Source organism: Curtobacterium sp. AB451, assembly GCF_050585845.1.
Classification (GTDB): Bacteria; Actinomycetota; Actinomycetes; order Actinomycetales; family Microbacteriaceae; genus Curtobacterium.
Genome location: NZ_JBOBQG010000002.1, coordinates 176,858 through 194,986, shown reverse-complemented (window position 1 = coordinate 194,986; position 18,129 = coordinate 176,858). Strand labels below are relative to the sequence as shown.

Sequence of the window (18,129 nt, the reverse complement as noted above, 5' to 3'; positions counted from 1 at the left end):
TAGCGCATCCGGCTGCCGGACCGGGGGAGCGGGCGGACGCCGGGCGCGTGGCGGGGTCGCACGGCGCCCGGCGTCGGTCGCAGGTCACCCCAGGTGCGCGTAGTCCGGCAGGTCGATCGCCTCGGCCGGCGGCGTGGCGAAGCGCGCCCCGAGGCGCCCCACGACGGGCAGCGCCGCCACGCGGACGGCGGCGCCGAAGGCCGCGACCCCGAGGCGGGACGTCGGGTTCGCGAGCCGCGGGGTGCCGGGCGGGAGCCGCTGGGCGCGGGTGACGTACGGCCGCATGATCCGCTCGTACGCGCGGAGGGCGTCACGGTGGTGGACGTGGGCGGCGAGCTCCCCGGCGAGGACGTAGGCGCCGGTGAGCGAGAGGCTCGTCCCCATGCCGCTCACCGGCGACGCGCAGTACGCGGCGTCCCCGACGAGGACCACCCGACCGTCGGACCACCGCGGGGCGTGCACCTGCCCGATGGCCTCGGAGTAGAGGTCGTCGGCGTGGTCGAACCCGTCGAGGATCCGTTGGGCCTCCCACCCGGCGTCCCCGAACACGGCGTGCAGGCGGCGGCGCACGGCGTCGAGGTCCCCGCGGTCGGAGCCGGCTCGCTCCCGCCGGCGGTCCGTCACGACCGACACGGCCGCACGGATCGTCCCGTGCTGGTCGGGGCGGAGCGTGATCGACCGGCCGCCCGGGGCGTTGTACCAGCGCCACCAGTCGTCGTCCGACGCCGTCCGGGGGATCGTGCCGTAGGTCGTCTCGAGGCCGAGCGACCGGATCTCGGGCTCGTCGCCGAACACCAGTCGGCGGGTGCTCGACCCGATGCCGTCCGCCGCCACGACCAGGTCGAACCGGTCGTCCGGGCCGTGCTCGAAGCCCACGGTCACGCCGTCGTCGTCCTGGTCGATGCGGGTGATCCGGTCGCCGTAGCGGTACTCGGTGTCGTCGACCGTCCGCTCGACGAGCAGTCGCGCGAGGTCGCCCCGCAGGACCTCGAGCTCGGCGGTGGCCCCGTCGGAGTCGGAGGTCCCCGCGGCGAACGCGGCGATGGTCCTGCCGTCGGCGCGGACGAACCGGGTGCCGACCTCGCCGGTCGTGGCGGCACGGATGTCGTCCTCGACGCCCATCCGACGAGCGACCTCGCGCCCGGCGCCGCGCACGTCGACGTTCTGTCCGCCGGTGCGGAGGGACGGTGCCCGCTCCACGACGACGGTCTCGAACGAGAAGCGGTGCAGCCAGTACGCGAGCGCGGGTCCGGCGATGCTCGCACCCGAGACGAGCACGCGTCCGCGAGGGTGGTGGGTCATGTTTCCTCATGTCGTTGATTACCAATGAGATTGGCAATGTACACGACTACCATGGACACGTGTCGAACGAGGAGCAGCAGATCCGGGGCGTACGCGCCGACGACCGCACGGACCGTCACGACCGCGCGGCAGCGCGTCACGACGGACGCGTGCTCCCCGACGACGACATCCGCGCACGCGTCCAGCAGGTCGCCGTCCGCCAGCAGCGGTTCGAGCGGCACCTCGCCCGGGCGCTCGAGGTGGACGCGGCCGGACTCGAGGCGATGGACCACCTCATCGCGACCGGTCCGGCGACCCCGACCGAGCTCGCGCGACGCCTCGAGATCTCGACGGCGGCGATGACCCTCGTGCTGAACCGGCTCGAGGCCGCCGGACACGTCCGCCGCGAGCGCCACCCGAGCGACGGCCGCAAACTCGTCGTCACCGCCGCCGAGCGGTCGTCGGACCGCGCGTACGACCTGGTCCTGCCGCTGATCGACGGCATGGAGGCGATCGTCGACGACCTCGGGCCCGACGAGCGCGCGACCGTGCAGGCCTTCCTCGACCGACTGATCGGCGTCTACGACGACGCGATGGGCTGAACACCCGGACAGGATCGGCGACAATGGGCCGTGCCCTTCCGCGCCCTCCTCACCACCGCCGCCTCGGCGTTCGCCCTCGCGATCGTCCTCGCCACCGCGACGCCCGCCTCCGCCCACGACGTGCTCGCCGGGTCCGCACCCGCCGCGGACACCACGGTCCGGGGTGACCTCGATCAGGTCACCCTGACGTTCTCGGAGCCCCCGCTGGCGGGACTCGAGTCGGGCATCGTCATCAGCGTCACCGATCCGGACGGCACCGAGGTCGGCAGCGGGGACGTCGACGTCGACGGCAGCACGCTCCGCACGGCGGCCGACCTCACGACCGCCGGTACCTACACGGTGACGTGGCGGAGCGTCTCGGTCGACGGCCACCCGATCTCGGGGAGCTACCGGTTCACGTCGTCCGGGGTGCCCGCCGCGAGCCCGACGACGGGCACGTCCGCGAGCCCGTCGGCGGCAGCGGCCGCACCCAGCGCGAGCGCGACGGCGTCGAGTGGTCCCGCGAGCGCCCTGGCCGATCCGTCCGGTCCGGGAGCGACGCCGTGGGTCCTCGGCGGGATCGCGGCGCTCGTGGCCGCCGCCCTCGTCACCGCGCTGGTGGCCGTCCGCCGCCGGACGGTCGCCGACGACTGACCCCGCCCGGATCAGCGCCCCGCGTAGCGCCCGCGGCGGTGCCGCCGGTCCCACACGGCGACGGCGATCCGGCCGACGCCGAGTGCGATCCAGGCCCCACCGACGATCCACCGCCACGCGTCACCGCCCTCGACCCCGGCGACGACGAGCCAGACCACGCCCAGGGCGGTCCACGCCACGGCCATCCAGAGGGCCGGCCGCCCGACGATCGACCGCCACAGCTGCTCGTCCCCGGCGTCGTCGCTCATGGCCACACCGTAGACCGTCCGGTCCGCCCCGGCGAGGAACTGAGCAGATCGTCAGGCGCGATCGTGCAGCGTCACCTGGTACCCGTCCGGGTCGGCGAAGGTGAACGTCCGACCGAACGGACCGTCGATCGGCGCGGACACGATCGTGTGCCCGTCGGCGACCAACGCGTCGTGGATCGCCTGGACGTCGGTCGCGTGCAGCCAGATCGCCGCGCCGATGCCCGGCTGGGCCACGGCGTCCAGGTCGGTGCCGGGCACGAGGTCGCGCAGGGCGAACGCGATCGGCGTGGTCGCGAAGACCACCGCGTGCGGCGGACCCGCCTGCGAGCGGACGAGGCCGAGGTACCGCTCGTAGAACGCCTGCGACGCGTCGAGGTCGCGGGTCTGCAGCGAGATGAAGTCGGGGCCGGTGACGGGCATGGGGTGCTCCTTCGTTGGTGTCAGTTATCTGACACGCATCAATGTATGTCAGACTACTGACATGCGTCAAGACGGGAACGGCATCGACCTCGACACGTCCCTCGGCTACCTGCTCAAGGAGGCGTCGAGCGCGCTCCGCACCGCGATGGAGGCCGTGCTGCGCCCGCTCGGCATGACCATCACGCACTACTCGTGCCTCGAACTGCTCGCGCAGCGCCCGGGGTCGTCGAACTCCGACCTCGCCCGCGGGGCCTTCGTGACGCGCCAGTCGATGAACGTCCTGCTGCAGGCACTCGAACGGGACGGCTCCGTGTCGCGTGCGTCGGAGGCACCGGTGGGCAAGGCGCTGCCGGTCCAGCTCACCCCGCTCGGGCGGGAGCGTCTCGCCGAGGCCTCGGCAGCGGTCCGCGGCGTCGAGCTCCGGATGCTCGGGGGGATGTCGGCCGACGAGCAGGAGGCAGCGCTCCGTGCCCTGCGGAGCATGGTCCGGGCGCTCCGCGACGACGCGTGAACGGTCCCGCTACGGTGCGACCGGTCGGCGCCCCGTGGACGACTGGAACCGCAGCAGGTAGCCGTCCGGATCGGTGACGAGGAACTGCCGCACGCCGGCCTCCTCGTCGCCCACGCGGTACCAGCGCGTCTCCGGCGGCATGAAGAGCTCGACACCCCCGGCACGGAGCGACGCCGCGACGACGTCGGCGTCCGGCACCCCGATCTGCAGGTTGATCCCACGGCCGAGGGGTCGCTCGAGCGGCCCGGTGACCCAGTTGCGACCGACCCCGGCCTGCTCCAGCATCACGTGCGCCGACCCGAGGACCAGGTACGCGAAGCGCTCCTCCGGGCGCGCGTAGTGCACGGTGAAGCCGCACAGGCCCACCCAGAAGGCGGTGCTGACGTCCACGTCGGCGACGAGGAGCTCGGGCACGAGCGCGGGATCCGGGTCGGGTGTCACGAGGCCATGGTGCCAGTCGTGGCGCCCCACGGCGATCCGCGGAGCGCGGTCCAGGAGGCGCGGTGCGGCCGAGGTGGACGCGCTGCGGTCGGGCGCACGGTGCGTGGCGGACGCGCACCGCGCCTCCTGAACGTGTGGACAAGATCCGTGCTCGCCGGACCGGCGACGCGTCGGCGGCCTAGCGTGAGGGCGTCATGGCACCCGAACACCGACTCCCTGCTGAGCCCGATGCGGCTCCCACCGTCGCGCACCACGAGGCGCACCACGCTGCCACCGCCGCGCCACCCGAGCGCACCGAGCACTCCGATGGCGGCTCAGGCGACCAGCCGGACCCGAACCGGTGGAAGGCCCTCGTCATCTGCCTGCTCGGCGGCGGCATCGTCCTGCTCGACGTGTCGATCGTCAACGTCGCGCTGCAGTCGATCTCGTCGGGCCTCCCCGGGGCGACCCCGGAGGCCGTGCAGTGGATCCTGTCGGGCTACGCGCTGTCCTTCGGGCTCCTGCTCGTCCCGGGCGGTCGGCTCGGCGACGCCTCCGGTCGACGCCGCATGTTCGTCATCGGCGTCGGGCTCTTCACCCTCGCGAGCGCCCTCTGCGGCTTCGCGCCGAACGGGATCGTGCTGGTCGTCGCGCGCCTGGTGCAGGGCCTCGCCGGTGGCCTGCTGACCCCCCAGGTGACCGCCCTCATCCAGCAGCTGTTCCGCGGCAAGGAACGCGGCACCGCGTTCGGGCTCTTCGGCGCCACGGTCGGCATCGCCACCGCGATCGGCCCGCTCGTCGGCGGCCTCCTCATCACCGCCTTCGGCACCGAGAACGGCTGGCGGTTCGTCTTCTTCGTGAACCTGCCCGTCGGACTCGTCACGATCCTCCTGGCCTTCCGCTACCTGCCGGGGGCGAGCCGAGCGGAACGCGGCCGGAAGCACGACTTCGACCCCCTCGGGATCGCCCTGCTCGGCGCCGCCGTGGTCGCCCTGCTGCTGCCGTTCGTGCAGTCGCAGGAGTGGAAGGGCACGGCGAAGTGGTGGCTCGTGGTCGCCGCCGTCGTGCTCGTAGTGCTGTTCGTCCTGTGGGAGCGGCGGTACGCCCGGTCGAAGGAGCCCGTCATCGACCTCGCGCTGTTCCGCCGCCGGTCGTTCTCGCTCGGCGTCGGGCTCGCGACGCTGTACTTCGCCGGGTTCACGCCGCTGTTCTTCGTCCTGACGCTGGCCCTGCAGTCCGGCCTGCACTACTCGGCGCTGATGGCAGGCCTGGCCTCGCTGCCCTTCGCGATCGGCTCCGGGGTGGCGTCGACCATCGGCGGTCGCGTCGTCTCGCGGTTCGGCCGGCAGCTCATCGTCGTCGGGACGATCCTCGTGCTCGTCGGGCTCGGTGCCGTGATCTGGGTCGTCGCGAACCACTACCGGTCCGACCTCGGGTGGTGGCTCGTCGTGCCGCTCCTCGTCGCCGGGGTCGGCTCCGGGCTGACGATCTCGCCGAACCAGACCCTCACCCTGTCCGAGGTGCCGGTGGAGCAGGGCGGGTCGGCCGGTGGCCTCATCCAGGTCGGCGCCCGTGTCGGCTCCGCGATCGGCATCGCCGCCGTCGGCAGCGTGTTCTACTCGGCGCTCGCGAGCTCGAAGGGCGACTACTCGCAGGGGCTGCCGCTGGGGCTCGGCGTCGCGCTCGCGTTCGTGGCGGCCGCCCTCGTCGCCGGCATCGTCGACGTCGTGGTCGGACGGGTGCGGGGGACCGAGGCGACGGTGTGATCCGGGTCCTGACGATGCGCTATCGTCAGGACCAGAGGGAAAAGGCCCGCGCCCCATCGGCTGCCGGGTACTCACACGCGGCTCACGGGGGTCGCCACTTCGTCACCGAAGGAGTGCCCCGTGTCCGAAGTCCTCGCTCGCCCGCCGTTCGACCCCGAACTCGTGCCGTTCCTCGACGCACTGGCGGCACGCGGTCCCTTCACCGTCACGCCAGAGATGCTCCCGCACATGCGGCAGCTCGACGTCACCGAGGCCGAACTCGACGCACGGCTGCACGCCCGCGGGTACGAGCGTCGGCGCATCACCGTGCCCGGCCACCGCGGCGACCCGATCGACCTCGCCGTGATCCAGCGCGCCGGTCGAACGGGCGCGACCACGGGGGTCTACACGATCCACGGCGGCGGCATGGTGTTCGGCCACCACCTCGGGAACCTCGACTCCTACGACGAGTGGCTGCTGGTCCACGACGTCGTGCTCATCAGCGTCGACTACCGCCTGGCTCCGGAGCACCCGGACCCGTACCCGGTCGAGGACTGCTACGCCGGCCTCGTGTGGGTGGCCGAGCACGCCGAGGAGCTCGGCATCGACCCCGACCGCATCGTCGTCGCCGGACAGAGCGCCGGCGGCGGGCTCGCGGCGGGCACCGCCCTGCTCGCCCGCGATCGACGCGGACCGTCGCTGCTGGCGCAGATCCTCGTGTCGCCGATGGTCGACGACCGCGACGCCACGGTCTCGACGCGGCAGATCGACGGCGTCGGGGTCGCCGACCGGCAGCTGACCCGGTTCGGATGGGACGCCTACCTCGGGGACCGTCGCGGGACCGAGGACGTGTCCGTGTACGCCGCTCCCGCACGGGCGAGCGACCTCGCCGGACTCCCGCGCACCTACATCGACTGCGGCAGCGCCGAGGTGTTCCGCGACGAGACCGTCGCCTTCGCGAGCGGGCTGTGGGCAGCGGGCGTCGACGCCGAGCTGCACGTGTGGCCCGGAGCCTTCCACGGCTTCACGAGCATGGTGCCCGACTCCACCGTCGCGAGGACCGCCACCGCAGCACTCGCCCGGTGGACGAGCCGGACGCTCGGTGACGTCCAGGATTGAATGGACCCGTGCGGGTACTGGTGCTGGGCGGGACGGGGTGGCTGGGACGGGCGATCGTCCGTGCGCTCCTCGCAACGGGGGCGGACGTCACGTGCCTGGCGCGCGGCGAGACGGGGACGGTCCCGGACGGCGCCCGGCTCGTCCGGGCCGACCGCCGGGCACCCGGCGCGTACGACGACGTGCGCGGCGCCTGGGACGAGGTGGTCGAGCTCTCGTGGGATCCCGACCTCGTCGGCCCCGCGCTCGACGCCCTCGCGGACGACGCCGCGCACTGGACCCTCGTGTCGAGCACCTCGGTCTACGCCCGCAACGACGAACCGGGCGCGGACGAGAACGCCGCGGTCGTCGAACCCGCCGACCTGACGCAGTACGCGGACGCCAAGGTCGCCGCCGAGCGGCGGAGCGTCGACCGCCTCGGGTCGAGGCTGCTGGTCGCCCGACCCGGCCTGATCGTCGGCGCCGGCGACCCGAGCGACCGGTTCGGGTACTGGCCCGGCCGACTCAGCCGTCCCGGGCCCGCGCTCGTCCCCACGACGGCCGGTCGCACGGTCCAGGTGGTCCACGTCGAGGACCTGGCCCGCTGGGTCGGCGATGCCGGACGGGCCGGTCGCACCGGGGTCGTCAACGCCGTCGGGGACGTCGTGCCGATGCAGGACTTCCTCCAGCTCGCCGTCGAGGCCACGGGCTTCGACGGCGAGCTCGTCGAGGTCGAGGACGACGTCCTGCTCGCCCACGACGTCGCGTACTGGGCGGGGCCGCGGTCCCTGCCGCTCTGGCTGCCGCGCACCGACACGGCGCTGATGGACCGGTCGGCGCGGGCGTTCCGCAACGCCGGCGGCCGCACCCGTCCGCTCGAGGAGACCCTCGCCGAGGTGCTCGAGGACGAGCAGGCACGCGGCGTGGACCGGCCGCGGCGTTCCGGGCTCACGGCCGCCGAGGAGGCAGCGGTCCTCGCCGCCGTCCGCTGACGCCTCGCGCCCGGATCGACGCTCAGCCGCGCCGCCGGCGACGGAGCCGTTCGAACCACCCGGCCGTCGCGATCCCCTGACCCACGTCACCGCTCCCGGCCATCGTGCCCGCGGCGAGGCCCAGGAACGTCGCACCGCAGGCGTCGCACAGCGTCCGCGTCGCCGTCCGGACCGGCTCGCCCTGGATGGGTCGTCGGCACTGGTCACACCGCTGCTGCATGGTCCCCCCGATCGTCGGTGCTGGCTCCCGAGTCTGCCGCACCATCGCGTGGCCGTGCCGAGTGACGGACGGAAGACGGCCCCACCAGCCGGTTCCGGCGCACCGCGCCAGCGGTGCGACGGCCATGACGGGAGGCGCGGTGCCGGCTGGCACCGCGCCTCCCGTCCGGCGGCGGGTCGCCGCAGCGGGCTCAGCCCTGGTTCGCGGTGTCGGCAGCCCAGGACAGGTCGTCGTCGGGGTCGACCTCGAACGCCTCGAACCGCGGGTCCCCGAGGATGTCCGCCACCAGGGTCCGGCTCCCAGCGACGATCGTCGCGTCCCAGTCGATCTCGGTGGCGAGCACCCAGGCGTGGTCCTCGGGCCAGAGCATCTGCGGCGTGTGGCCCGGCGCGGGGTGGTCCTCGATGCTGACGGTGTCGAGCCAGTCGGGGCGGGCGAAGGTGTCGAGCGAGGCCGTCATCAGGTGGAAGCCGCGCCCCGGCCAGGCGAAGCGCGGACCCTCCAGCGCGTCGGCGATCATCCGTCTGCGGTGTCGCAGCTCGACGAGCGCCCGCTGCTGCGCCGCGATGTCCGCCGCAGTGGGCTCCCCGAAGCCGAAGGATGCCGCGCTCGAGCCCGCTCCGAGGTCGCCCCATCCCTCCCACACGGCGGCGACGAGGTCGGTCGGCGTGGTCGTGGACCCAGCGAGGTGCACGGTCAGGGCCGCGAGCAGATCGGTGTCGAGCTGGCCCTCCGCGGGTGGCCCGACGGTCCAGCCGTCGTCGGTCTCGACGGCGACGGGCGGCATCCGGCCGGACAGGTGCACCCACTGCACCAGCGGATGCACCCGCTTGCCGTTCCGTTCGGCGATGTCGGACCACCGCCACGGTCGCCCGTCCACGAGGAGCGGCACACCCCACTGGTCGGTCACGCTCGCGTCCCACCGATGTGCGGGCAGCGGGTGCAGGATCGCGCGTAGGCCGCGAAACCGGTCCCGGCGACACCGCCCGCCGTCGCCCATCCTCCGGCGCGTTCGAGCAATCAGTCCCCACGACCCACGTCCGCGATCAGCCCCATGGGGTCACGGTAGACCGGCGGAGCCGTCGGGCGCAGCCGGATCGTCAGCAGCCGGTGGTGGGACGCATCTGGTCGTGCGCCTCGAGTGCCGTGACCTCCTCGGAGGTGCGGTCGAGGTCGATCGCGACCGCTCCATCATCCAGGAGGTGCGGCTTCGTCGCACCGGCGATCGGATCATGGACCGCCGGTGCGCCGAGTCACGATGACCGATCGGCGTCGATGCCGGAGTTGACGACGCTGCCCGCAACCGACACTATGTGTCTGTTCGCTGAAACATCAGCGAACAAATGATAGGGGACCCCATGAACACACGCGCTCTTCTCGCGCTCTCCGGGGCTGTGGCCCTGTCCGCATCTGCGCTGCTCATCGCAACGCCCGCGTCGGCGCAGCCGGTACCAGGAACGACTGTCACCGTGCCCACGAGCGTGTTCGTGAATCCCAGCTTCAATCCGTCCGGGGAAGTGGTGACGGTCGGTGATGGACCCGCCGTGCGCTCCGGCGACTGCAAGGATCGCGCGTTCACCGCGGTTGTGGTCATGAGCGAGTCGCTGAACGGGTGCAGCGTCATCGGCACCACGGCGTCGACGAAGGTCGGGTACGGCTGGTTCAAACATCAGGGCAATGCGAACCCGTGCATCTGGGGCAAGTCGTTCAACTCCCGCCATGCACCCACCTGGACGGCGCTGGACTGCGGGACCGGTCGGTCGAAGAGCGTGCCGTGGGGCAATGTGGCCGCGACCAAGAAGGTCAAGGGCCTGACTGCCGTCGGGTGGGCGGGCGTGCAGTGGCACTAGCAGGCCGCCGGTTGCGGCGACGCGCCGGCCGAGCGATCGCTCTCGGCTGCGTCGTCGCAGCCATCGTCTCAGGCTGTGCCGCTCAGCCCGAGTTGGTGCCCGTGGCAAGTAGTGCCCCGGAGCCCTCGATGGAGCCGGGCATCTCGGCAGACCGGATGCAGGAGGTGGCCGATCTCTTGCGGATGTCGGTGTCGTGTTCTGACAACGACGCAATACTCGACGACCTCGCGTTCTGGGATGCCATGCGCGGCTACGACTGCTTCTCCCCGACTGGCCCGACGTTCATCCGCGTCTACGCACATCCCGCATCCGTCTTGCAGACCCTGGACGAATGGCGTGACACCTTCAACACGGATCGTGCCTACGTGCGGGGCGCACACTGGTACGTGATCGGACCGCCCTCCAGCGTCGCGGCCGTTCGCGCCCCGCGATCGGACCGAGAGATCCCCGGTGCCCTCCCGCGGCCCGCAGCGTTGTCCCCTCGGCAGGAGTACCTCACGACCTGCGCGCGCTACATCGCCAGCGAGGGCGAGCGCTACGTGCGACATCCAGGGCGTCGCAGCGGGTCCGCTGATCAGTACGCAACCCTCTTCCCCGGTGTGACCGAGAAGTTGCACGAAGCGATCGACAGGCTCGGAATCACACACGTGCGAGCGATTCCGGATCAAGAGCGATGGCTGGCCGCGCTGACACCCATCGGACCCAACATGAAAGCGAGGTGCGATGCGGCGTACGACAAGGTGCACGACACAGTCGCCTCGGTCGGAGACGAACCGTGACCGATGCGCTCATCATCCGCGGTCGAACCGCGAGGGCGTTGGTCACCATCGAGGCGCTCACGGCGCTCCTGCTCGCCGCTGACAACGCTCTGGGTTTCGAGGGCGTCGACCTCCTGCCGGGCACCATCGTGCGGGCGTCCACCGTCCTCTGCATCCTGATCGGCCTCGCCGCGGTGATCCACGCAATGCGTTCTCGGGAGGTGCTCGCGCTGGTGATCGGGGCGCAGCTGATCGGCTTCGTCATTGCTGGGCCGTCCGGTGTCCCGTTGCAACTGTCAGCTGTCCTCATCACCGTCATCCAGACCGTGGAGCCCTTCGGCTTCAGTCTCGTCGCTTGGCTCACCTGGCGACGAGCTCACGGCACGAGTGCGCGGTTCGGTTCGCTCGGGATGCTCCTGCTCTCGACCGTTTGGGCAATCGGAGCCCTCGCGCCGATCCCATTGGGACTCTTCCTCACCACTCAGATCCTCACCATCACAACGTTGCTCGGCCTGGTCGTCGGATCCGGTTGGCGACGGTTGGGAGCTCGCATCCACCGCCTGTGGGACAGCGCCGAGATCCGCTGACCCTCGACGACTCGGCCTACCGCCCGCTCATCCCCGTTTCAGCAAGTTGGCGAGCTGCCCAGGCCTGGCGATGCACCCTCTGATGGGAGAACGGGACCGGGCATCGCCAGATGGTTCATTGCGACATCGAACAGTCCGCCGGCCTGGTAACGAACTTCAACCAGCCGCGGCGAGCTGAACGGCCACCTGATGCCGGCCTGCTCGGATCAATGGGTCGCGTCGGCGCCTGCGTGGACCGCGCGGCGGTGGAATCGTTCTTCGCGCTCCCGCAGAAGGACTTCGTCAACAGACGAGGAAGTTAACCCAGGACGAGTTATGGCTGGCGATCATCACGTGGATCGATCCACCACCGGAAACGCGCCAACGCGGTCTCGGGGAGCTGACCCCGGTCGAGTTCGAAACGATTCTCCAGCCACAAGTCGCACCCGCGGCGTCAACGAACGAGTCAACCGAACCTGCTGCAGTCCACTACGCCGAGCGCTGGTTTGTGTGTCCGATAGGCGATCGACTACCGGACGCCGGACTTGCTCACCGGGTAGGAGAGGTCAGCAGCGCCGCGACGGACTCGAGTGCGCCGGGAACGAGGGAGAAGTAAGCCCAGGTACCGCGCTTTTCGCGGTGCAGGATGCCCGCGTCAACGAGCACCTTGAGGTGGTGCGACACGGTCGGCTGGGACAGGCCGAGCGGTTCCTGCAGGTCGCAGACGCACGCTTCTGCACCCTCGTGCGCGGCAACCATCGAGATCAGCCGGAGCCGCGCAGGGTCAGCGATCGCCTTCAACGACTTCGCGAGGACTTCGGCGGACTCCTGCGTCATCGCTTCCGTCGTGACAGGCGAGCAGCATGCGGTGACGTCCTGGATGGGAAGCAGCTCGATCGTCGTCATCGCACCATCATCCCACGCCCTTCGATGCAGGTCTATATTTGCGTTCATCGATATCGACGTGCTTCGATGTTCCTGCTCGACTTCCGATCGATCTAAAGGACCGACCCGATGACTCACCTTGTTGCCGTTGGGGGCGGCGACGCCGGCATCGCCGCAGCGCTCCGCGCCCGTGAGCTGGACCCGTCGACCGACGTGACGGTGGTCCTCGCCGACGAGTTCCCGAACTTCTCCATCTGCGGCATCCCCTACTGGGTCTCCGGCGACGTCGCCACGGAAGCGTCTCTCGCGCACCGCACCCGCGGAGACCTCGAAGCCGCCGGGATGACCGTCCGCTCCTCCACCTGGGCTTCCGCCGTCGACGTCGACCGCCAGTTGCTCTCCGTCACCGGCCCGGCCGGTGAGGAGCAGATCGCCTACGACGAGCTGCTGATCGGGACCGGCGCGGAGCCGGTCCGCCCGGCCGGGATCCCGTTCGGTAAGCCCGGCATCCACCTGCTGCACTCGATGACCGACGCCGAGCAAGTTGTCGCCGCCCTGGAGCTCCTGCCTGCCGGCAGCCGCGTCGCGGTCGTCGGCGCCGGCTACATCGGTCTCGAGATGACCGAGGGGCTCGTCGCCCGCGGGTTCGACACGACGCTGATCCAGCGCGGCCCGGAAGTGCTCTCCACCCTCGACCCGGAACTCGGGTCCCTGGTCACCGCGGAGGTCCGTCGGCATGGCGCGACGGTGCTGACCGGTGCGACCGTCACCGGAATCACCCCGGCGGGCGGCGGGCAGTGGAGCGTCGCGACCAGCTCCGCATCTGGTGAGGCCGCACGAACGTTCGCGCTCGTGGTGGTCTGTGTCGGGGTACGGCCCGTGACAGACCTCGCGGCCGCGGCAGGCGCGCGACTCGGGCAGGCCGGCGCGATCATCGTCGACGAGCAGATGCGCACCGGGGTACCGCACGTGTGGGCAGCGGGTGACTGCGTCGTGACACACCACCGGCTCCTCGGCACGACCTGGCTGCCGCTCGGGACAACCGCGCACAAGCAGGGCCGCGTCGCCGGGGAGAACATGCTCGGCGGCAGCAAGGTCTTCGCCGGATCGGTGGGGACGCAGGTGGTGAAGGTATTCGACCTCGTCGCCGCCCGCACCGGCCTCCGCCACCACGAAACCGCGCCGTTGAACGTGTCGCCGCTAACCCGGGTGACGGTCGCGGACGACCACAAGCGGTACTACCCGGGTGCGGTGCCGCTGACGATCAGCGTCACCGGCGACCAGAGCAGCGGCCGGCTCCTCGGGGCGCAGATCATCGGTGAACGGTCCGCGGAGATCAGCAAGCGCATCGACACGTTCGCCACCGCCCTGCACGCGGGCCTGTAGGTCGATGACGTCATCGACTTGGACCTCTCCTACACGCCGCCGCTCGGGTCCCCGTGGGATGCCGTGCAGGTCGCCGCGCAGGGCTGGGGGCGCGCCGCCGCGGCAGCAACCCCGGCCGGGGTGAGCGGCTGATGGTGCTGGCGGTCGTCGCCGCGGTGATCTTCGTCGCGACGCTCGTGGTGGTGATCTGGCAGCCGAAGGGCTTCCCGATCGGCTACACCGCGCTTATCGGCGCGGTCGTCGCTCTCGTGACCACGGTTGTTGGGCTTGGGGACGTGCCGACGGTGGTTGGGATCGTGTGGAACGCGACGCTGACGTTCGTCGCGGTGGTGCTGATCTCGTTGATCCTCGATGAGGCCGGGTTCTTCGAGTGGGCTGCGCTCTACGTGGCCCGCTGGGGTCGCGGGAACGGTCGGCTGCTGTTCGTGCTGATCGTTGGCCTCGGCGCGGTCATCGCGGCCGTGTTCGCCAACGACGGGGCCGCGCTGATCCTCACCCCGATCGTCGTCGGGATGCTCCGCGCCTTGAACATGCCGCAGAAGGCGGCGCTGGGGTTCATCCTCGCCACCGGGTTCATCGCCGACACCGGCAGCCTGCCGCTGGTGGTGTCGAACCTGGTCAACATCGTCTCCGCCGACTACTTCGGCCTCGGGTTCGCCGAGTACGCCGCCGTCATGGTGCCCGTTGGCATCGTGTCCGTGCTGGCGTCCCTCGGGATGCTGCTGGCGTACTTCGGCCGGAGCATCCCGAAGCGGTACGACGTCCTCGCCCTGCCCCGGCCTGCCGCCGCTGTGAAGGACCGGGCGACGTTCCGCGCCGGCTGGGTGGTCCTTGCCGTGCTGCTGGTCGGCTACTTCGCCGCCGACCCGCTCGGGGTTCCCCTCGCCGCGGTCGCGGGTGTCGGCGCGGTCGTGATCGTTCTCGTTGCCGCCCGGCAACCTGCGTTCCTCTTCGCCCGCCAGACCGCGTCCCCGGTCCTCGTCACGACCGGCGGCACCGCCACCGTCACAGCCGGCAGTGGTGGCGCTGCGGGTGGCGGGTCGGGGCGGGTGATTCCGGTGTGGAAGACGATCCGGGAGGCGCCGTGGCAGATCGTGCTGTTCTCGATCGGCATGTACCTCGTCGTGTACGGGCTGCAGAACCAGGGCCTCACCGACTACCTCGCGGAGCTGTTCGACGTGTTCGGGGACCAGGGGGTCCTCGTCACCGCGCTCGGAGTCGGGTTCGTGATCGCGATCCTGGCGTCGCTGATGAACAACATGCCGACGGTGCTGATTGCTGCCCTCGCGATCGGCGGCGCCGGCGCGACCGGGCTGACGCACGAGGTGATGATCTACGCCAACGTCATCGGCTCCGACCTCGGCCCGAAGATCACCCCGATCGGGTCGCTGGCAACGCTGCTGTGGTTGCACGTGCTCGACCGGAAGGGCATCCACATCGGCTGGGGGCAGTACTTCCGCACCGGCGTCGTGCTGACCGTCCCCGTGCTCGCCATCACACTCGCCGCTCTCGGCGGCTGGCTGACCCTCATCCGATGACCATCCCAATCGAAAGCACCACCATGACCGCGACCCCCACGATCCTGTTCGTCTGCGTCCACAACGCCGGCCGCTCCCAGATGGGCGCCGGCTACGCGAAGGCCCTCGGCGGCGACCGCGTCCAGGTCCTCTCCGCAGGCTCCGCGCCGAAGGACCAGATCAACCCGATCGCGATCCAGGCGATGGCGGAGGACGGCATCGACATCGCCTCGAACCAGCCGAAGATCTTGACCACGGACGCTGTCCGCGAGTCGGACGCGGTGATCACGATGGGCTGCGGTGACGCGTGCCCGATCTTCCCCGGCAAGCGGTACGAGGACTGGGAGCTGACCGACCCCGCCGGGAAGGGCATCGACGATGTCCGGCCGATCCGCGACGAGATCAAGACCCGCGTGCAGGCGCTCCTGGCCGAGCTGCTGCCCACCGAAGCATCCGCCTGACCACCGGAAGGACCACGACCATGACGCTCACTCTCACCGTCCAACCCCGTGCTGACGCGGACCGCCTGACCGGGCTGCCCGTCGCTGTCATCGGCGCCGGCCCCGTCGGGCTCGCAGCGGCCGCGCACCTGCTCGAGCAGGGCCTATCCGTCGTCGTCTACGAAGCCGGCGACCAGGTCGGCACATCCGTCCGGGCGTGGGGGCACACCAGGCTGTTCTCCCCGTGGCGGTACGCCATCGACGACGCCGCGCGCCGGCTCCTCGAACCCACCGGCTGGACCGAGCCACGCCGGTCGTCGCTGCCGACCGGGAACGACCTCGTCGCCCAGTACCTCGAACCCCTCGCCCAGACGCCCAAGCTGGCACCGGTGATCCGGTACGGCGTCCACGTTGACGCGGTGTCCCGGCAGGGCATGGACCGCACCCGCTCCGCCGGCCGCGCCGACACCCCGTTCCTCCTCCGCCTCCACACCGCGGACGGCGTCGAGGACGTCACCGCCCGCGCCGTCGTCGACACGTCCGGCACGTACACGTCCCCGAACCCGCTCACCGCCGCCGGCCTCGCACCCGCTGCGGACCTCGGGAACCGGATCGTGCACGCTCTCCCGGACGTGCTCGGCGCGGACAGTGGCCGGTTCGCCGGGAAGCGGGTCCTCGTCGTCGGTGCCGGGCACTCGGCCGCGAACACGCTCATCAAGCTCGCCGCCCTCGCCAAGGACGAACCCGGCACAGCGCTGTTGTGGGCGATCCGGAACGCCGGCACCGCCCGTCTCGGCGCGGACGCTGCCGACGGGCTCGCTGCCCGTGGGCAGCTCGGCTCCAACGTGCACGGCCTCGTCGAGTCTGGGCACATCGAGCAGCTTGCCTCGTTCGAGATCGACGACGTCCGTCCCGACGGCGACCAGGTCACCGTGACCGGCCGCCGTGCCGGGGATCCGTTCGCGGTGACGGTGGACGTTGTGGTGAATGCGACCGGGTTCCGTCCCGACCTCGACATGCTCCGCGAGATCCGCCTGGGCCTCGACGACATCGTCGAAGCGCCACGGGCGCTGGCGCCGCTGATCGACCCGAATCTGCACTCCTGCGGCTCCGTCCCTCCGCACGGTGTCGCCGAGCTGGCGCATCCGGAGCCGAACTTCTTCATCGCCGGGATGAAGTCCTACGGCCGCGCCCCCACGTTCCTGCTCCTCACCGGCTACGAGCAGGTCCGCTCCATCGCCGCGGAACTTGCCGGCGACCACCAGGCCGCCCGCGATGTGCAGCTCGTGCTCCCCGAGACCGGCGTCTGCACCACCGATGTCGGCGGCTCATCCTCCTGCGGTGTTCCCGCTACGACCGAAGCGGCCGAGGGGTCGTCGTGCTGCGCCGCGCCCGCGCCGGCCGCTGCGCCCGCCAGCAGCTCCTGCTGCACGAACTGAACCGGACCCCGCATGACCGACAAGCCCACCGTGCTGTTCATCTGCAAGCACAATGCCGGCCGCTCCCAACTCGGCGCAGCCCTTCTCGAACTCGCCGCCGACGACCGCTCCACCGCCGCCTCCGCAGGAATCGCGCCCGCGGCCGAGGTGAACCCGTCGATCGCCGCGACCGTCGCGGAACTCGGCCTCGACATCAGCGATCGCACCCCGCGGAAGGTCACGCCCGAGCTGCTGGATCAGGCCGACGTCGTCGTGCTGATGAAGCCCGGCCTCGACCTGCCCGCGACGCCCCGCGGGACGGTGTTGCAGTGGTCGTTCCCGGACCCGGACTCCTGGTCCCCCGACGACGTCCGCTTCATGCGCGACGCCGTCGCCGCCCGTATCCAGGACGAGCTCCTGCACCCATGACGGACAGCACCACGGTCACCGTGCGGCCGATGACCGCCGCCGACTGGCCCGCCGTGGAGGCAATCTACCGGGAGGGCATCGCCACCGGGAACGCGACGTTCGAAGCGGAACCGCCGACCTGGGAAGCATTCGACGGCGGGAAGCTGCCCGAGCACCGGTTCGTCGCCGTCGACGGTGACGAGGTCCTCGGCTGGGTGGCGGTCTCTCCGACCTCCGCCCGGCCGGTGTACCGGGGCGTCGTCGAGCACTCCGTCTACGTCGCCGCCGCAGCGCGTGGCCGCGGCGTCGGACATCTACTCCTCGACGCGCTGATCGCATCGACCGAGGCCGCCGGCATCTGGACCATCCAGTCCGGGATCTTCCCCGAGAACACCGCCTCCCGCGCCCTCCACGCCGCGCACGGCTTCCGCGAGCTCGGCGTCCGAAAGCGCATCGGACACATGACGTTCGGTCGGTGGACCGGTCAGTGGCGCGACAACGTTCTCGTCGAACGCCGAAGCCCGCACGCCGGCTTCTGAGCAGGGAGCGGCGAAACTAGCTGAGTTCACGCACGTCTCCCGACGCTCGAGGGCTGAGCCAGGCAGTAGTCGACGTTGAGTGGCAGTCGGACAAGTTAGCTGGCGGACGACAAGTCGACTGGCATCGCATCGTTGATCACCTCCGGGACCCGCACGCGCGGACTACCGGTGGATCGTCACGGTCCGTGCCCTGCG

The 18,129-nt window shown here is 71.2% G+C and carries 21 protein-coding genes and 1 pseudogene; 16 read left to right on the top strand and 6 right to left on the bottom strand.

Going from position 1 to position 18,129, the window contains the following annotated elements; translation table 11 throughout:
• Positions 1 to 84: 84 nt before the first annotated feature.
• Positions 85 to 1,302, bottom strand: coding sequence for an FAD-dependent monooxygenase (locus ACQXVK_RS04690; protein WP_402266330.1), 1,218 nt, complete (start codon positions 1,300 to 1,302; stop codon positions 85 to 87).
• Positions 1,303 to 1,361: 59 nt separating this feature from the next.
• Here ACQXVK_RS04690 and ACQXVK_RS04685 point away from each other — a divergent pair, with 59 nt between their 5' ends.
• Entirely contained in the window at positions 1,362 to 1,883 is a 522-nt protein-coding gene (locus tag ACQXVK_RS04685; protein ID WP_430852879.1) for a MarR family winged helix-turn-helix transcriptional regulator, read from the top strand.
• Between the two features lie 30 nt (positions 1,884 to 1,913).
• A complete protein-coding gene (locus tag ACQXVK_RS04680; RefSeq protein ID WP_402266324.1) occupies positions 1,914 to 2,516 on the top strand; it encodes a copper resistance CopC family protein in 603 nt (200 codons plus the stop codon).
• Positions 2,517 to 2,527: 11 nt separating this feature from the next.
• Here the strand turns inward: ACQXVK_RS04680 and ACQXVK_RS04675 are convergent, their stop codons facing one another.
• Entirely contained in the window at positions 2,528 to 2,764 is a 237-nt protein-coding gene (locus ACQXVK_RS04675; RefSeq protein WP_402266321.1) for a hypothetical protein, read from the bottom strand.
• Positions 2,765 to 2,815: 51 nt separating this feature from the next.
• The gene (locus ACQXVK_RS04670; RefSeq protein ID WP_430852878.1) at positions 2,816 to 3,184 is read right to left on the bottom strand and encodes a VOC family protein; all 369 of its coding nucleotides are present in this window, start codon (positions 3,182 to 3,184) and stop codon (positions 2,816 to 2,818) included.
• A 61-nt stretch (positions 3,185 to 3,245) separates the two neighbouring features.
• On the opposite strand from ACQXVK_RS04670, the gene ACQXVK_RS04665 reads away from it, so the two are divergent.
• Complete coding sequence (locus tag ACQXVK_RS04665; protein WP_402266315.1) at positions 3,246 to 3,695, top strand: MarR family winged helix-turn-helix transcriptional regulator; 450 nt, start codon at positions 3,246 to 3,248, stop codon at positions 3,693 to 3,695.
• Between the two features lie 9 nt (positions 3,696 to 3,704).
• Here the strand turns inward: ACQXVK_RS04665 and ACQXVK_RS04660 are convergent, their stop codons facing one another.
• Positions 3,705 to 4,136 carry a bleomycin resistance protein gene (locus tag ACQXVK_RS04660; protein WP_430852877.1) on the bottom strand — a complete coding sequence of 144 codons (432 nt, stop codon included), beginning with the start codon at positions 4,134 to 4,136 and terminating at the stop codon, positions 3,705 to 3,707.
• Between the two features lie 194 nt (positions 4,137 to 4,330).
• Here ACQXVK_RS04660 and ACQXVK_RS04655 point away from each other — a divergent pair, with 194 nt between their 5' ends.
• From ACQXVK_RS04655 to ACQXVK_RS04645, 3 genes are all read left to right on the top strand, one after another.
• Positions 4,331 to 5,881 carry an MFS transporter gene (locus ACQXVK_RS04655; protein ID WP_430852876.1) on the top strand — a complete coding sequence of 517 codons (1,551 nt, stop codon included), beginning with the start codon at positions 4,331 to 4,333 and terminating at the stop codon, positions 5,879 to 5,881.
• A gap of 120 nt (positions 5,882 to 6,001) precedes the next feature.
• Positions 6,002 to 6,979 (top strand): alpha/beta hydrolase, encoded by a 978-nt coding sequence (locus tag ACQXVK_RS04650; protein WP_430852875.1) that lies wholly within the window; start codon positions 6,002 to 6,004, stop codon positions 6,977 to 6,979.
• 8 nt (positions 6,980 to 6,987) lie between these two features.
• The gene (locus ACQXVK_RS04645) at positions 6,988 to 7,947 is read left to right on the top strand and encodes an NAD-dependent epimerase/dehydratase family protein (RefSeq protein ID WP_430852874.1); all 960 of its coding nucleotides are present in this window, start codon (positions 6,988 to 6,990) and stop codon (positions 7,945 to 7,947) included.
• Positions 7,948 to 8,357: 410 nt separating this feature from the next.
• Here ACQXVK_RS04645 and ACQXVK_RS04640 read toward each other — a convergent pair whose 3' ends face one another.
• Complete coding sequence (locus tag ACQXVK_RS04640; RefSeq protein ID WP_430852873.1) at positions 8,358 to 9,077, bottom strand: hypothetical protein; 720 nt, start codon at positions 9,075 to 9,077, stop codon at positions 8,358 to 8,360.
• Between the two features lie 448 nt (positions 9,078 to 9,525).
• On the opposite strand from ACQXVK_RS04640, the gene ACQXVK_RS04635 reads away from it, so the two are divergent.
• The 4 genes and pseudogenes from ACQXVK_RS04635 to ACQXVK_RS04620 all read left to right on the top strand — a co-directional run.
• The gene (locus ACQXVK_RS04635) at positions 9,526 to 10,017 is read left to right on the top strand and encodes a hypothetical protein (RefSeq protein WP_430852872.1); all 492 of its coding nucleotides are present in this window, start codon (positions 9,526 to 9,528) and stop codon (positions 10,015 to 10,017) included.
• 128 nt (positions 10,018 to 10,145) lie between these two features.
• A complete protein-coding gene (locus ACQXVK_RS04630; RefSeq protein WP_430852871.1) occupies positions 10,146 to 10,796 on the top strand; it encodes a hypothetical protein in 651 nt (216 codons plus the stop codon).
• Positions 10,793 to 11,362, top strand: a complete 570-nt coding sequence (locus ACQXVK_RS04625) for a hypothetical protein (protein WP_430852870.1) — start codon at positions 10,793 to 10,795, stop codon at positions 11,360 to 11,362. The genes ACQXVK_RS04630 and ACQXVK_RS04625 overlap by 4 nt, the downstream gene beginning before the upstream one ends.
• 194 nt (positions 11,363 to 11,556) lie before the next feature.
• Positions 11,557 to 11,795, top strand: a pseudogene (locus ACQXVK_RS04620) (IS3 family transposase); the annotation flags it as partial.
• A 95-nt stretch (positions 11,796 to 11,890) separates the two neighbouring features.
• Here ACQXVK_RS04620 and ACQXVK_RS04615 read toward each other — a convergent pair.
• Positions 11,891 to 12,247 (bottom strand): ArsR/SmtB family transcription factor, encoded by a 357-nt coding sequence (locus tag ACQXVK_RS04615; RefSeq protein ID WP_058724395.1) that lies wholly within the window; start codon positions 12,245 to 12,247, stop codon positions 11,891 to 11,893.
• Positions 12,248 to 12,355: 108 nt separating this feature from the next.
• Between ACQXVK_RS04615 and ACQXVK_RS04610 the strand changes: the two genes are divergently transcribed.
• From ACQXVK_RS04610 to ACQXVK_RS04585, 6 genes are all read left to right on the top strand, one after another.
• The gene (locus ACQXVK_RS04610; RefSeq protein WP_430852869.1) at positions 12,356 to 13,612 is read left to right on the top strand and encodes an FAD-dependent oxidoreductase; all 1,257 of its coding nucleotides are present in this window, start codon (positions 12,356 to 12,358) and stop codon (positions 13,610 to 13,612) included.
• A 131-nt stretch (positions 13,613 to 13,743) separates the two neighbouring features.
• The gene (locus ACQXVK_RS04605; protein ID WP_430852868.1) at positions 13,744 to 15,150 is read left to right on the top strand and encodes an arsenic transporter; all 1,407 of its coding nucleotides are present in this window, start codon (positions 13,744 to 13,746) and stop codon (positions 15,148 to 15,150) included.
• A gap of 23 nt (positions 15,151 to 15,173) precedes the next feature.
• Positions 15,174 to 15,590, top strand: a complete 417-nt coding sequence (locus ACQXVK_RS04600) for an arsenate reductase ArsC (RefSeq protein ID WP_430853112.1) — start codon at positions 15,174 to 15,176, stop codon at positions 15,588 to 15,590.
• A gap of 20 nt (positions 15,591 to 15,610) precedes the next feature.
• Positions 15,611 to 17,008: an FAD-dependent oxidoreductase gene (locus ACQXVK_RS04595; RefSeq protein ID WP_430852867.1), complete on the top strand. Its 1,398-nt coding sequence runs from the start codon at positions 15,611 to 15,613 to the stop codon at positions 17,006 to 17,008.
• Positions 17,009 to 17,020: 12 nt separating this feature from the next.
• Positions 17,021 to 17,416 carry a low molecular weight phosphatase family protein gene (locus tag ACQXVK_RS04590; RefSeq protein ID WP_430852866.1) on the top strand — a complete coding sequence of 132 codons (396 nt, stop codon included), beginning with the start codon at positions 17,021 to 17,023 and terminating at the stop codon, positions 17,414 to 17,416.
• Complete coding sequence (locus ACQXVK_RS04585) at positions 17,413 to 17,934, top strand: GNAT family N-acetyltransferase (RefSeq protein ID WP_430852865.1); 522 nt, start codon at positions 17,413 to 17,415, stop codon at positions 17,932 to 17,934. The genes ACQXVK_RS04590 and ACQXVK_RS04585 overlap by 4 nt, the downstream gene beginning before the upstream one ends.
• The last annotated feature ends 195 nt before the right edge of the window (positions 17,935 to 18,129 follow it).